11 protein-coding genes are annotated in these 15,452 nt (G+C 50.9%); 2 read left to right on the forward strand and 9 right to left on the reverse strand.

Annotation, left to right across the window (positions count from 1 at the left end; all coding sequences use genetic code 11):
• Window positions 1-23: 23 nt before the first annotated feature.
• From AC04MQ_RS02215 to AC04MQ_RS02240, 6 genes are all read right to left on the reverse strand, one after another.
• Complete coding sequence (locus AC04MQ_RS02215) at window positions 24-239, reverse strand: hypothetical protein (protein ID WP_015089396.1); 216 nt, start codon at window positions 237-239, stop codon at window positions 24-26.
• A 32-nt stretch (window positions 240-271) separates the two neighbouring features.
• A complete protein-coding gene (locus AC04MQ_RS02220; RefSeq protein WP_475390865.1) occupies window positions 272-2,239 on the reverse strand; it encodes a HAMP domain-containing sensor histidine kinase in 1,968 nt (655 codons plus the stop codon).
• Window positions 2,236-3,192 carry a zf-HC2 domain-containing protein gene (locus tag AC04MQ_RS02225; protein WP_475390867.1) on the reverse strand — a complete coding sequence of 319 codons (957 nt, stop codon included), beginning with the start codon at window positions 3,190-3,192 and terminating at the stop codon, window positions 2,236-2,238. The genes AC04MQ_RS02220 and AC04MQ_RS02225 overlap by 4 nt, the downstream gene beginning before the upstream one ends.
• Window positions 3,173-3,643, reverse strand: coding sequence for a hypothetical protein (locus tag AC04MQ_RS02230; protein ID WP_015089393.1), 471 nt, complete (start codon window positions 3,641-3,643; stop codon window positions 3,173-3,175). Before AC04MQ_RS02230 ends, AC04MQ_RS02225 begins: the two co-directional genes overlap by 20 nt.
• Window positions 3,644-3,702: 59 nt before the next feature.
• The gene (locus tag AC04MQ_RS02235; protein WP_015089392.1) at window positions 3,703-4,746 is read right to left on the reverse strand and encodes a rod shape-determining protein; all 1,044 of its coding nucleotides are present in this window, start codon (window positions 4,744-4,746) and stop codon (window positions 3,703-3,705) included.
• 102 nt (window positions 4,747-4,848) lie between these two features.
• A complete protein-coding gene (locus AC04MQ_RS02240; protein ID WP_475390869.1) occupies window positions 4,849-5,880 on the reverse strand; it encodes a hypothetical protein in 1,032 nt (343 codons plus the stop codon).
• A gap of 200 nt (window positions 5,881-6,080) precedes the next feature.
• Here AC04MQ_RS02240 and AC04MQ_RS02245 point away from each other — a divergent pair, with 200 nt between their 5' ends.
• The gene (locus AC04MQ_RS02245; RefSeq protein WP_475390871.1) at window positions 6,081-10,934 is read left to right on the forward strand and encodes a hemagglutinin; all 4,854 of its coding nucleotides are present in this window, start codon (window positions 6,081-6,083) and stop codon (window positions 10,932-10,934) included.
• Here the strand turns inward: AC04MQ_RS02245 and AC04MQ_RS02250 are convergent, their stop codons facing one another.
• Together AC04MQ_RS02250 and AC04MQ_RS02255 are read right to left on the reverse strand one after the other, a co-directional pair.
• Window positions 10,935-12,569 carry a glycerol-3-phosphate dehydrogenase/oxidase gene (locus AC04MQ_RS02250; protein ID WP_475390873.1) on the reverse strand — a complete coding sequence of 545 codons (1,635 nt, stop codon included), beginning with the start codon at window positions 12,567-12,569 and terminating at the stop codon, window positions 10,935-10,937.
• Between the two features lie 3 nt (window positions 12,570-12,572).
• Window positions 12,573-13,028, reverse strand: coding sequence for a hypothetical protein (locus AC04MQ_RS02255; protein WP_148278647.1), 456 nt, complete (start codon window positions 13,026-13,028; stop codon window positions 12,573-12,575).
• Between the two features lie 51 nt (window positions 13,029-13,079).
• Here AC04MQ_RS02255 and AC04MQ_RS02260 point away from each other — a divergent pair, with 51 nt between their 5' ends.
• Window positions 13,080-13,823: an HAD family hydrolase gene (locus tag AC04MQ_RS02260; RefSeq protein WP_475390875.1), complete on the forward strand. Its 744-nt coding sequence runs from the start codon at window positions 13,080-13,082 to the stop codon at window positions 13,821-13,823.
• On the opposite strand, the gene AC04MQ_RS02265 is transcribed toward AC04MQ_RS02260, so the two are convergent.
• Window positions 13,820-15,181, reverse strand: a complete 1,362-nt coding sequence (locus AC04MQ_RS02265; RefSeq protein ID WP_475390877.1) for a hypothetical protein — start codon at window positions 15,179-15,181, stop codon at window positions 13,820-13,822. The two genes, AC04MQ_RS02260 and AC04MQ_RS02265, sit on opposite strands and share 4 nt — an antisense overlap.
• Window positions 15,182-15,452 lie beyond the last annotated feature (271 nt).

The raw sequence follows: 15,452 nt of genomic DNA on the forward strand, positions 1-15,452 counted from the left end.
AAACCAGTTCTTAACAACTAGTCTTAGGGCGCTTGAACTGTGACAACAGAAGCCGGAGCCCGCTTGTGAACTACGACTTTAAGGTGAGGTGAATTTTTGGTGATTTGCAGCTCACCATTCTTCGCTGTCTTCACATCGACTTTTTCTGCGACTCTTCCAGAAAAATGCAGCTTATGACTTTTTGCCACTGCCATCCCGGAAAACATCAAAATCGAAAGAAAGACTGCCATGATACGCATGTCTTTCTTCTCGGATTAACTGGACTAAAGCTTTAGGACATTAGTTGGGGATTCTTTTCCTGAATCGGCGGATAAACCGGGATGATCACGATAAACTCTGTGCCTACGCCCACTTCCGAGCGGGCCTGAATTTCGCCCCCGTGATTCTGAACAATCCCGTAAGAGATACTCAAACCCAAACCTGTCCCCTGACCCACACCCTTCGTGGTGAAGAAGGGGTCGAAGATCTTTTCCAGAACATCGGCGGACATGCCCTTACCGCTGTCTTGAATTGAGACTTGCACCCAACCACGTTTGTCCTTGGAACCCTTATAGTCCTTCAAAGCCGAAGTGGAAATCCAGATGTGACCGCTGCCTTCAATGGCCTGAACTGCATTGGACAGGATGTTCATGAACACCTGATTCACCTGACTGGCATAACAGTGGATCAACGGAGTTGGCTCATACTGGCGATGAATCTCGATGCGGTTTTTGATTTCACCCTGCAACAGATTCAAAGTTGTATCCAAACTTTGATGAACGTCGATTTCCTGCAGTTTGGCTTCTTCCAAGCGAGAGAAATTGCGCAAACCCAAAACGATATCACGGGTACGACGAGCGCCATCCTGACAAGACGCCACCAACTTCGGCAGATCTTTCACGATATAGTCAAATTCGTACTCTTCTTTCAGGGCCGGAAGTTTCGGCGGATCCTTTTCTGCCACTTCAGCAAGTTCGATCAGTCTTTCAGAATATTCTTTAAGATGGGTCATGTTGCTGTAAATAAATCCAATCGGATTATTCAGCTCATGCGCCACACCTGCCACCAACTGACCCAGGCTGACCATTTTTGCAGAGTGAACAAGCTTTGTCTGAGTGTCTTTCAGCTCTTTATTGGCTGCCTCAAGTTCAGTGATTTTCTTGCGAAGATCCGACCGGGCCACCCAGATTTTTTTGCTCATTTCATTAAAGGACTCTGTCAGAAGACCAATTTCAGTGTCGTTTTTCACCGGAATTGTGACGGCCTGTTCCTGGGATTCAAAGGACTGCAGGGCTTCAACCAGTTCGTAAAGCGGCTTCAGAACCCAGCTTGAAGTCACCAGAATCGTCAGAACCAACAAAACAATAACCGCACCCACGACGCTGATAAAGGCATAGTTCACGTTCTTCAGAACCGCTTTGGCTTCGCTCTTGGAAGCACCCAAAGCCACATAGAACTTCGTGATACCCCAATCCAGTGGATAGATCAAAAAGCCATATGGCGTGCTGCGCACATTCAGATCAAAGAAAGGCTCTGCCCCCGGACGGAAATAAGGACGGAAGAAGTCTTTTTTATAAAGATAAAAATCCGGGTGACTGGCAACAATGGCCTGACCGTTATCCGAGAAAAAAATCAGTTCCAGCTTCAGGCGGCTTTTAATTCTGGATACAAAGGCTTTGTTCAGATCCATCACCTGTTCCATGTAACCCACAACACGGCCACCGGCCCCGGTGATTTTAGAGATCAGGATCAGATTTACTTTTTGTTTGTCACCGAATTCAGCCAGGGAAATTTCACGCTGATCTTTGACCTGTGCCATGTATTTCGCTGACAGGAAAACGGCGTCTTGTACGGGAACGAAGCTGCGCACGTTTTCTTTTTCATCTTTGAAAACCGAAGCCAACATGCGGCCTTCACGATTGAAGAACGTCAGACTGGAAATATTGTCGGCTTTGATCCACTGGGAAGAAATATTGCGAATGGTGCCACTGTCACCTTCCGCCATGTGATACACCAGGCTGGGATCACGCACATAACGGTCACGCTTTTGCTGAATGCTTGTCAAAAGATCCGCCAGAATCAGTTCGACTTCGCGGGCATTGCCGCTCAGGCGCTGGGACAGTTCATGATCGATGGCTTTTTCGTATTTGATCATGGAATAACCGGTAACGAATGCCAGCGGCACGACTGAAAACAGGACGAACCAGATGATCAAGATCGTGCGCAGGGATCGTTTGGGTTTCTTCCGGAGTGTTTTCACTTTTTGGATTCATCCAAAGTGAAGATCAGACGAATGATTCCGTCCGGCATCACACGAGGGTGTTTTTCTTTGGAAAATTTGGTCTTCCCATAAGTGCCCAGATAGTTCATCAGGTCCTGATACTTCGCCTCAGGAATTGTAAGGTGATAATACATGGATGTCGGAGTTTTCTTCCAACCCAGTTCCACGGAACCGGCTTTACGACCACCCAGTTCAAGGATCTTGTCATTGATCTTGGGGCCAATGCTTTCAATGTTAGTCGCAGAGATTTCACCGCGATAAAGGAACCCACCAGAAGCCGCTGCTGGAGCAGTCTCTGCCGGTTTTTCAGGTTTTGCCGCCACCGCAGCCGGTGCCGCTGGTGTCGGTGTCGCCGGAGCCACCGCAACCGGAGTGGCTGCCGCAGGTTTATCCGGAGTTTTTGCCGTTACAGCAGGAGCCGCCTCTTTAGCGCCTTCATCCACGAATTCCGGAGTTTCCTGCACCACGGTGGTGGTTTCTGTTTTGGAAACTTCAGCCAGTATCACATCTTTGGATCCGGTCAAACTGCCCAACTGCATGACTTTCTGCCATGGAGTCACGGACAACAAAGTCACAATCACCCCGACAACAACCAGAGCTTCCAAGCCCCATTTAAGACCCTGAGGCCATTTGTCGAAATTGGATTTTTGCATCAGCACCGTCAGATAGCTGGAAGGCGCGTTGATTTGTGAAATGATGGGTTCGGACACACGTGTGTCGGCCAGGCGTTCAGCGTACTTCTGACCATTTTCGATTTTACCCAGATCCAGCTGGGCATCGCGCGAGAACTTCACATGATCTTCAACCGCGGAACGGCGTTCCGGATCCAGAGTCCCCGTCAAATAGTCATAAAGCAGCTCATGCCCGATGAACGGAGAAATCTCTCGTTTATTTTTCTTGGAGAGCTGAACTTTATTTTCCTGCTGAGCCATGCTTTAGTTTACTCACACCTTGGGTCATGCTTCCCAGCTTGCGCAACGCCCGGCCTAATCTATATCGAATAGTGCCCTGGGTAATGCCCAAACCAGCTGAAATATCATCGTCACTTATCTTCAGGATTTTAGACCAAATAACGGTCAATAGCTCGTCTTCTGAGGCGGATTTCTGAAATTCACGCCATGGGCCCAGATCGACGGCATCAGGAATCAGCCAGCCCGACTCCACGGTGGTGTTGGGACGTCCGCGGGAAACGCGCACTTTAAATTTGTCCCAAACCGTTTTGGTGGCGGCAACGATGGCTACAGAATTTTTTAAATCAGGATTTCGCGCCTTGCGAGCCCGACAAAGGGCCAGCGCTTGGGATGAAGCCTCTATCGCTTTTTGATCATCAAGCAAGGAAAAATAGAAAAACAAAGCGATAGATTGTACGTCAGCTTCGGTCATAGCACCTTTAAGTCCATTCGTGCGTTCGAGGGCACCCTTTCGTGGATGCCCTTTCTATACTAATCGACTGTAAGCTGTCTGAGAAGGTCAAGTTGGTCGAGAACTTTACCGGAACCCATAACCACGCAGGAAAGTGGGTCTTCGGCGATAGAAACCGGCAGTCCAGTTCTTTCTCTCAGAAGCACGTCCAGGTTCGCCAGCAATGCGCCCCCGCCCGTCAGAACGATTCCGTTATCCACGATGTCGGAAGCCAGTTCCGGTGGAGTTTTTTCCAGCGCGGTACGAACAGCATCAACAACTTCAGACAAAGGATCCATCAAAGCATCGTTCACCTGAGAAGAAGTGATCTCGATGGTTTTCGGAGCACCGGCCACCAGGTCACGGCCTTTGATCTCCATGGATTTTTCCTCTTCAAACGGATAAGCGTTACCGATTTGAATTTTGATGTTTTCTGCAGTTCTTTCACCGATCAGAAGGTTGAACTGACGACGAACGTAGTTCACGATCGCCTCGTCAAACTTGTCACCGGCAACTTTGATGGATTTGCAGTAAACAATACCACCCAAAGAAATCACCGCCACGCCCGTAGTACCACCGCCCATGTCGACAACCATGTTGCCGGATGGCTCCGTGATCGGAAGACCGGCACCAATAGCCGCTGCCATTGGTTCCTCGATCAGATAAACCTCACGGGCACCTGCGGACTGAGCTGCTTCTTTCACCGCACGTTTTTCAACCTGAGTGATTCCGTAAGGAACGCAGATGATGATACGAGGACGGATGAAGGATTTTTTCTCGCCAAGGGATTTGCCGATGAAGTATTTCAGCATGGACTGAGTGACTTCGAAGTCAGCGATAACACCGTCTTTGATCGGGCGGATCGCCACGATGCTGCCAGGTGTACGTCCCAACATGTCTTTGGCTTCTTTACCTACGGCAAGAACGCGGTTTTGCATGCCACGATAATTTTTTTGGACCGCAACCACGGAAGGTTCATCAAGGATGATTCCGCGGCCTTTTACGTAAACAAGTGTATTGGCGGTGCCAAGGTCAATGGCGATGTCGTTAGAAAAATAATCTTGAACTTTGTCAAAAAAACTCATGCTGAATCTCACTTCAGTGTAATATTCATCGGGCTTTAAACAGTTCAAGTCTAGGTTCTATAAAAACCGGAGTCAATACTGATATTTAGGCCTTTTTTGAGTTTATTTTGACGCAGGTGCGCACTGGATCGCAAGGTCCGTGCCCGTCAACTGACCACGGAAGCGAACCTCCAAACCTTCGTTCAAGGTTGTTTCCGCCACCATGGTTTTGTCGATATCCAGATCCACTGCCTCAATGGCGATGCGCTCGTCTTGCCCACCAGCAGCGGGTTTCAGACGCAGAGTGATTCTTTCAGTCGAACGTCCACGGAAGATTTCACGCTCTACTTTGTTGGCAACATCCCACACGATCTCTTCATCACGGCGGGTTTCCTTGCGCCCGGATTCAGAGTGAGTCAGGGAGCATTTCACCCGGCGCAAATCCGCCTTGGTACGCTTGAAAGACTTGTCCGACAGACAAACCGCTTCGACTTCTTTTTGAATTTCCAGATTGGTGACCTTCAGGCTGATCTGCGAACCCAGGCCTGAACGCACGGAAAACTTACTGTCCCCGCGCTGCTGATGCAGCTGGATTTCACCCAAAGCGGCGCGACCCGTTTGCGATGGTGTTAACAACAAGCGGCCCTTGCCATAGGAATCAACCAGACTACCCAGAATGTCGTAACCCTGATCGTTCTTTCCGCTCCAGAACATGTCGCGATAAATCTGACGTCGTTGCGGATTGAAAGGATTCATATTCTGCAGGAACGTACGATCTTTCAAATCCATTCCATTCACCACACAACGAGCCGTGCTCATCGCCGGCAAAGTGCCCGGACTGCTGACTTGAGTGTTGGTGGTGCACATGCGGTTGTAGGTCTCAATACGCATTTCGCGGGCGCAGTTGTTGTTCAAAGCATCGTTCAACAAGGCATCACAATAAGCGTTTTTGGAAGTCAGTTTCTGACGACCGGTGGTGCAGCCGTTGAATTTGTATTCATAGGTGAATTCACCCTGAACATCGACAGGAGTTGGCGTGGGTGTAGATGTTGTCGGAACCGGAGCCGCACCGCCACCGCCGCCGCCACCACCATTGGAGCAAGCCGCCACGGACAGAGCCAAAACAGACAAAGCAAGTTGTAGATGAATGCGCATGCTATACCTCCAAACACGGTCAACACCGCCTTTACTTCAAAGACCCTGCCAACGTCATAATGCATTTGTTAGGGAACCAGAGGGGTCTTCTGTTACTTCACTGACAGGTGTGACAATTTGAGACACCTTTCCGCGAGATTTCGCTGAATGCCAGTGATCTTCGGTTAAACATGACGAAACATCGTCCGATAAGTAATGCAATGAACGTAATGGCACTTTGGATTTTCCTTATCACGGGTCTGGTCTCGGGTTGCACCCTTGTGGGCAACCTTACGGACTATAATTCCCTGACGGCACCGGTTCTGACCGACGGTACCGGAACCAAAATTGAATCCCTGATCATCAATTCCTCTGACAGCCTTTCAAACTATAATCTGCGCGGTGAATGTTACTATCCGAAGCAGAAAATCGAAGTCATCATTCAGCCCAGCCTGAACAGCCTGTCGACCATGGAGCCAAAAGTATTCACCACCGTCTGTCAGGACGGAAGCTTCAGTCTGGATGTGAACACTCAAGGCTGGCCGGATGCTGAGTACACAGTAAAACTGGAAGTGACGTCTTTGGCCGGCGTGAAGTCTTCGAATGAAACTGCGGTCACCAAAGACATCATCGCACCGAACGTCAGCTTCGCCACGCCACTGCCAGCGGAAGTTGGCAATGCGCTGATTGCCGCTTTGCCCGTGGATGGGACATGCGAAGATGATGACGGACCGGTGTCAGTTCTTTTCCAGGGCACGACGCTGGCGACCTTCACCTGCAGCAACGGCACTTTCAGTGGCCCGGTGATTGTGGGCGCCCTGAATGATGGTGCAACCATTTTACAGGTTTCCCAAACCGACAGTGCCGGAAATACAGGGACGGCAAACAGCTCTTCCTTCAACAAGGATTCATTGGCGCCCCTTCTGCCGGTGACTTTCGGTTCTTTAGGCAGTGCTCTTTCCAACAACGATGCCGATCGCTCCGTCACTGTAACCGTGCCTGCCGATGCCACTCAATATCGCTATGTGATTGTGAAGGACACCGATTGCAGCAATCAGTGGGCAGCGATCATGGCGACCACTCCGGTTCCGGCGGGGACTCCGGCGACTTTCAGCTTTGCAGGGGATGGCGAATACCGCCTTTGTTTCATTGCCGGGGACCAGGCTGACAACTGGCAGCCCGACACCGCCGTCATTGAATCCGGCGCGGTCATCATCGACACCGCGAGCCCGGCACTGAATATCACAAGCCCGTTGGCTGGCAGCAAACACAAGTCTGCCGTCACTGTGTCTGGCACTTGCGAGGCAGGCGCTTCGTTGAGCTTTGCCGGCGACTATACAACGTCGCCGTCCACCGGAACGTGCAGCGTTGGTGGTACTTTTAGTTTCAACGTCACCCTGACGGCCGTTGATGGATTGAAGAACTTCACTTTGTCTTCGACCGATGGAGCCGGCAACACAACCCATCACACCGCTTATTCTTTGGTACGGGACAATGTGATCGTGGCTCCGTCGGTGACACTGAACACCGCCGCAACCACAAACAATCCTGATGCCCGATTCACCGTCAACGATTGCAGTGATGCGACTTTCATTATGATAAAAGAAATCAATGCGCCTCCGGCTTTGGGTGATTCCGGCTGGATTGCCTGCTCGACAGCGGCTCAGAACTATTCCTTTGATCTGAGTGCCAATGGGGATCAACAGGGCCTTCGCAACGTGCGCTTCTATGCCCGTGACGAAGCCGGTAACGTTTCCACCGCGACGGTCTTTACTATCACTTATGACAGCAAAGCGCCGATTCTGACTTTGGATCCGGTGCCGACTTTGGCGATCAATGTCAGCTATCCGTTTGTGGTGTATGTCACCGAAGCCACCGTGAGCGCCGCTGACACGTTGTATTTGGACTATTCCACTGATGGCGGCGCCACCTGGAATGTGGCGACGAGTCGCGCGCTGGGTCTTGCGGGTCCGATGAACAACAAGTCCTTCACCGTAAACTGGACACCGAATGCCTATAACACCAATGTGCAGGTTCGCGCCCGCTTGACGGATGGCCACGGCCTGACCGGTACCGGTGCCAGCAATGCCTTTGATGTGATTCTGGATACAATCAAACCTGTGATCACTGCCGGTGAAATGAAAATAAACGGACAACTGGATCCGGATGACACTGTCCGATCTTACGTGACCGTCAGCTTGAAAGCTGCGGATGCAGAAACGGCTATCACTAAATTCTGTCTTAAAACTGCCAACAGCGCACCGAACGCTTCCGACAGCTGCTGGGTCAGCGTGAAGGCGCCCAAACCGGGCCTTGCCGAACTGCCCACTCTGACGTTGGTGGATTTTGATTTCTTCCTGGGAATTAATTTTGGCAGTTATAACATTTATGCGTGGGTGATGGATGTCGGCGGCAATATCAGCACCAATTCCGCCACACTTGAAAAAGATTATAACACCATCAATTACGTCAACGACCCACCGCCCGTGGTGGCAAACTTCCTGACCGTGAATTCAGCCACTCCCAACAATCCGCCGAATACTTTCGATATGAACTTTGCCAATGGCGCCGCCGCTCATATCAGCTGGCAAGCCAGTGACAATGGCACTATCGCCAAAGTCGAACTGCTTTACGCCATCGACGGTGAACCGTTCACTTTGATTTCAAACACACTGGCCAACAACTCCAGCAACTCTACCGCGTGTTCCTATTCGGCGCCCCGCACGGGTTGCTATCTTTGGAGCTCCACCGTTCCAAACGACACTTTCTTTAAATTGCAGATTCGTGTGACTGACAACAACGGGCAAACATCCCAGGTTACCAGTCCCCCGCTGAACAGCGGCGCTTACAATCTGATCGCCGGCAATCAGGACCCAGGACATGACGGCAATGCCAAGAGCACCGTCTTTAACACCAGCGTGAACACGGACACGGCTCCGGGCACGGTGCTTGTCACCACTGATGGAAAGATCTTCTTTAATGATTCTTCGTACGGGATCATCTATATCGATCCAACCACCAACAACTCGAAGGTTCTTTTGCGTCTGACGAAAGAAAATGAAAATGCTTTCGGCGACGGCATCCCGGTGGAACAAGCCCGCGCCAAGGCCATCTTGCGAACCGCACTCGATTATCAAAATCGCATTCTGGTTTATGACCGCGAGATGATCCGCCGAATCGACACCAACGTCACTCCGATGACAATCGAAACCCTGATCGGCGCGGACCCGGCGGGAAATCTTGGAACTGACACTGCCGACACCGTGGCCGATCCGCGTGATTTAAAAATCAATATTATTAAAACTCCGACCGTGGATGAAACCTGGCCAATCCGTAAACGTTCACCATTTATTCCGATGCCCAACGGGGATCTGTATTTCATTTCCGAAAAACCGCAAGCCGCCAAAAACAACAGCGGTCGCATCCGTCTGTACAAAGGCTCCCTGGCGGTTCCTCGTGTGGAAAGCGTCCGATTCTCTGGTACAGGTGTCTTTGGTCAGCCTGCCTGGGATCTGGATACAATGGCTTATTCCTTCTTCAGCTTAAGATTTGATCCTGCGACCAGTGCCATTCAAAAAGCTTACGTTCAAGGCGTGCACAGTGTGCCGGGTAATGCTTATGGCCCGATGACGGAACTTGATCCGGTGACCCTGATTGGTAACGGTGTTTTCCCAAATCATCCGTTTGGCAACTCGTCACTGAACTATTATGAAGTCCAAGGCATGGATGGCCGCGTGTACCGCGCGAATCGATCCACCGAAAATGGCGTCAGCCAGTTGCAGGATGACGGAACATGGATACGGGTTCTGGGAACCGGCGTTCAGGGGGAATGTGCAGATGGCATCGATGCGACATCCTGCCCGGTGGCCCTGGATGACGTCTTTGTCGATCGTTATGGCCGGATCTTCTTCTCGGCGCGGGGAATTATCCGAACTGTGGTGAACGGGAAAGTCTACACCCTGTTTGGTCAGCGCAAAGACGCCGGCGATGGTGGTTCTGGATTTGATATGCGTTTGGCTTCTGTCACCTACATTGATCACAGCGTGGGCGACGGCGTGATGCTTCTGGATCACCAGCAAAACAAACTGCGTGAAGTATCGCCGGGCTCTTTGCCGGAAGTACGACTGGTGGCGGGTAATGGTGCCAACGGTGGAGTCAACTTCGGTGTTGCCGCCAATCTGCAGTCCATTCTTATGGGGAACTGGTGGGATGCCAATCAGTTTGCCACCAATCCTGCCAATGGCGACGTTTACATGAACTGCGCAAACCATCAGGTGCTGATCACTCCTCCAAGCACTTATACGGTTTATCACAGCATTTGCCGCTTAAATCGCGCCACCGGTCTGTGGGAACAAATTCTGAATGGGGAAGGGGCAACCCCAAGCTACACTCAAACTTCCATCAACCATGGGGACTTGCTGCTGTCGGGGTATTCTCCTGAAATCGTCGCTTACAAGTCCGGCAATCTTTTGATGAACAACCTTTATTGGAACGGGACAGCTCATAACAATGCCACCTTCCGTCTGATCACACCAACGACCACTCTTCACGTTGGGGGCCGTATCAGTCTGGATTCTGATGCCGATGACTGTCCGGATGGACTTTCCACAGATTGTTCTTTGGGTATCGTGGGGGTTCACCGGGTTGCAGCACCGGTGTACTTTGATCAGCTCAGTGGCTGGATGTATACGCCTCCGGTGCATGTGTCGATCCTGACGGCGAAGATGCACGTGCTGTATTCCGGAAATGTAAAAACCCTGCTGACCCTGCCGCAGATTCCAAGTGCGTATGCCTATGATTCTGCGGGATCGGCGATTTATTACTGCGGCAATGTCGATAAGAAACTTTACAAGGTGGCGATTCACAACGCCGGGGATCTGGGAAATACCGCCGTATGGCCGCTGGGTTCCGGAACTCACTTTACGGTGACCGAGCTTCCGATGCCGACAGACTCTATCACCTGCCAGGGCCGTCGCATTCTGATCAAGGCCGCTTCCGGGCCAAAACCAAAGCGCCTGGTCTTTATGGCCATGCAAAATGGTCTGCCGGCAGTTTCTGAATATTTCATTCCTTAATTAGAAATGTTTTTTCCATTCCACTTCGTGGGCCATGTATTCAGTCAGCATGTGCAGTTCTTCTTTCAGGCGGGCTTCGTTCCAGCCCAGCTTTTCCTGGAAGACTTTACCGATTTCCTCCATGTGCTTCACGCCGTGATTGCGATCCGCCAGGAACAATGGAACCCGGCGCGCAAAGAAGTCACGCATATGCAGACACATCGTCGAATCAATCGCCTGAGCTGCCTCCAGCTGCCAGTAAGTCATGTCGGAAGAATATCTGTTTAAGATCTCTTCGCCTTCCATGCCATAACGTTCTGCCAGCAGGCGCATGTCTTCCGCCGAGTGCCCGGTTTCACGCGCCCACAAATCCGCCTGAACCTTGGCTTGTTGGAAGGCATCAACACTGGTGTAGGGATTCAATGGTTTGATGGTTTTGGATTTAGCCCAGGTCACACGCTCTTCAAACGTAAAGAATTTTAAAGCCGCTTTTACGGTTTGTTCGCACATCAAGCGATACGTCGTGTATTTTCCACCGGCCACAAAAGTAATGCCGCGGTCGTCAGACAGAATCGTGTGCTCGCGGCTGGTTTTGCCTTCACTGCTGGAGCCATCTGCCACAAGCGGACGAACCCCGGCATAGCTTGCGATAATATCGTGAGCTGTCAGATTGGCACCCGGGAAATAGTGATCCGTGATTGAAAGCAGATACTTCACGTCTTCCGGTGTGGTGGTCACATTTTCCGGAGATTCCTTAAAGTCGGTGTCCGTGGTTCCAATAATGATCATCTCGTGACGGGGAATCCCGAACACGATGCGATCACTTTTTTCCGCACCCATCACCACCGCACTGGTCAAAGGCAAACGGTGCTTCGGCAAAGTCAGATGAATCCCTTTGGTGGGACGAAGAATCTTTTTCCAGTCTTTAAAGATGCTTTCACCCAGTTCGTCAGTCCACGGGCCCACACTGCTGATCACATGGCGGGCTTTGATAGAAAACTTTTCCCTGGAATGCTGATCTTCGCACTTCACTGACTGGATTTTTCCATCCGGGCCAAAGTTAACCCCGGTGGCTTTCACATAGTTCACACACAGCGCGCCGTTTTCATTCGCCGATCTCATGGTTTCATGAACCAGACGATCATCGTCCATATAGGCGTCAGAATAAATATAAGATCCCAGCAGATTGTTGGGACGAATTGCCGGCATGCGCTCGATAGAGGCCTGGGCATTCAGGCGTTCGTGCATTTCAGGTGCCTGGAACAATGACAAGGCATCATACAGCCACATGCCAAGACCCATCTTACCCATGCCCACACGGCTTTCCTGATAAAGTGGAATCATAAAGCGCAACGGATGCACCAGATGCGGAGCCATTTCAAACAGACGGGTTCTTTCATTGAGTGCCTCGAAAACAAGTTTGAATTCCATGTTTTCCAGATAACGAATGCCGCCGTGGATAAGTTTGGAGGATTTTGACGACGTGCCAGATGCAAAGTCACGGGCCTCAATCAAAGCCACCCGCATGCCGCGCGCCGAGGCGTCCCGCGCCACACCCGCTCCGTTGATTCCTCCTCCGATTATCACCAGATCAAAATCCTGGGATTTCATCTTGTTGATATTTTGAATTCTGTTCGCGAAGGAGAAATTCTTCATGGCTTATCCTTTTGTCGTCTTGACTGAAAGAGTCCCCGGCTGCCAGCTTTCGGCCTTGAAAGCTTTTACGGAGTTCGGTACTCCGTTGTCGTTGGGGAAGTAAACCCGTTGCAGATGCTTTTCGCGGCCCAATTTATAGGCCAGCTCACAAAGTTCATCGCGGGCCTGCAGGGAGTTGTACTGCACATGCTCCACCCACAGGGTCTGAGTCTGTCCATCCAGGAACAACAGCGGCTGGGCGATGAAATAACCCATCAGCTTGTTTGTGCCCTGCTCCTCAGCCAGAAAACTCCAGCCCAGGGCGATGTAATGGTTCAGAGCCTCGACACGGAATTTGGAATTCCAGGTGGCAATCATTCGTTCCATTTCATCCGGATAGGTTTCTGCGAGCTTTTTATTTTCCAGATCCAAAATCTGTTGCAAATCTTCCGGCTGAATCACGCGGCAATACAGGCTCATGCCCTCAGGTCTCCTTGTCATTTTACTTTTCATATTTCATACTAAGACACTATGAAATACAAAGACTATTCCACCGACATTTGGAACCGCATAAATACGACACTGGACCAAGTTTTAAAACAGGATTCTGCACCTGTGGCCGCCTTTGATGCGGATGGTACTTTGTGGGATACCGATCTTGGCGAAACTTTCTTTCATCACCAGATCGACAACAAACTTGTGACTCTTCCGCCACAACCCTGGGAACACTACGAAGACATGAAAGCCGCAGATCCGCGCAAAGCCTACCTTTGGCTAGCCCAAATCTGTCAGGGACAAAAACTGGAGCAGGTGCACCAGTGGGCCGTTGACGCGGTCAAAGGTCACTTTCCAGTGCCGGTGTTTTTGGAGCAAAAGAAATTGATCGATCTGTTTCTTTCCCGGGGTGTGAAAGTCTACATCATCACCGCATCGGTTAAATGGGCGGTGGAGCCCGGCGCAGAAATGCTGGGACTGACTAAAAACGATGTGCTGGGTGTGGAAACCCAAGTGGATAACGGCGTGATCAGCGATCGCCAAAAAGGCACTATCACTTATCGTGAAGGAAAAGTGGAAGCCCTTCTGGAAGCCACCAGCGGCAAAAGGCCGTTCTTTGCTTCCGGCAACACCATGGGCGATTACAACCTGTTGCAATCCGCGACGCATCTGAGCCTTGCCGTCAGCGCCGCTTCCCGTGATGACAAACTGTTCAAGACCGAAAAAGAACTGCAGGAGAACGCGGAAAAGTTCTCCTGGCTGTCCCATCGCTTCATCTAACGAACAAGTTTATTCATGTTAAAGCGATAGCTTAACGTCAAATTGAACTGATTGGCCTTGTTAGGATATTTCAGGTTTTCCTTGGCACCTTTGCGATCCAGCTGGGTGCTGCCATATTCAAAACCGATATCCAGATTCTTCATGCCCAACAGATTACGACAAGTGGTGCCGGCAGCCCAGCCGCGCACCCCGCGAACCTTTTCAAACGTAAATTCACCATCGGCAAATGCGGCGTCCGTATTAAAGACATGCTGGTTGTAATAGAAGTCCCAGGCGCAGGGCCCCGCCTCCACTCCACGCATCGCCACTTCCACACCATGAGCTTTTGAATTCACATGCTGGGCATGGGGACGACGGCCGTTACCATCACCTTGTTTGTTGCGAGTAAAGTCCGCGCGGAAGACGCGCACTTCGGCCTCACCGTACTTGGATGTGAACATGTATCCCAAGTAAGTGGTCATATCATCCTGGGCTCTTTTTTCACCCGGGAAGCTTCCCACGTCTCCATGCGCGCCCGTCACACCGATATAAAGATCATGATTCTTCAGATACGGTGCTGATTTGTCGAAAACTTTGCGAAGGGCGTTGGCTACGCGCAATTCCACCGTGCCACCATAGGCTGGATAGGAATTCGCACGCGAGTCTGCCGGGTCCAGACTGGATTCACCTTTGATGGTGTCCCCGTCAACAACGCTAAAGGATGCCAACAACACACGATCCAGCTCTTCTTTCAGCTGATAGTTCATCTGAATCCCTTTGTCATAACGAACCATCAAACCATAAGGAGCTGTCACATAGTACCGGCTGGGCTTGCCTTGCAGTGGATTCAGGCCGCTGACCGGGAACGCGCCGGCAAGAACAGTCACATCCTGCGAATCCGTCATCGCAATGTTGGCTCCGATATTTGCCAGGAACCATGGACGGTCCACGTAACCATCGGCGCGCAGACGATCGGAGTTATGGAAGTTCTGTTCATTCTTTTCGTTATAATCCAGCACCTGATTTTTCGGGATGGCGCTGATCGAAATAAAGATCTGCTTGAAATGGCGATTGGCGAAAGTTTTGGAAATCTTTCCTTCCACCTCGGTAACCATGTCGCCCATCGAAGTTTCATTACCACCTTCGCGGCGAAGATCATTGTTGATGACCGCCGCCACCTGCGCAGAAGCAGAGCCCTCCAGACAGATGCCTTCGTGGTAAATTCCACCCCGGTCATAACATTGATAGGATTGATCGCCACCTCTCCAATAGGCATTCGTATCCCAATGCACGGTTTTATCCGCCGCGCCTGCGGGACCTGCCGCAAGCAAAAGACTCACCAAGCCCAGCTTGTTCCAGTTCACTGAATTCTTTTTCATGGATATCTCCTGTTTAAGTTTTCAGTGGCTTAGAGATCAATGTTTATGCCAAGCAGGTGTTCCGTACCAGATCAGCAGAGGGTCGTTCCGATCTGCTCTTATTACAGGCCCTAAATGATAACCGCCGCAAATCCGCTCCCACAGCAACAACCAGCGCCCGGAAACTCGACGAACGTTTCTCCCAACAGATGCGAGGAACACCTCCACCGAGGCGGTGGAATATTCCATTGGATATCTCATATTTGTTGCTGCGAATTTTCTGTCGAGTATA

It is taken from the genome of Bdellovibrio sp. MYbb2, from assembly GCF_056175685.1.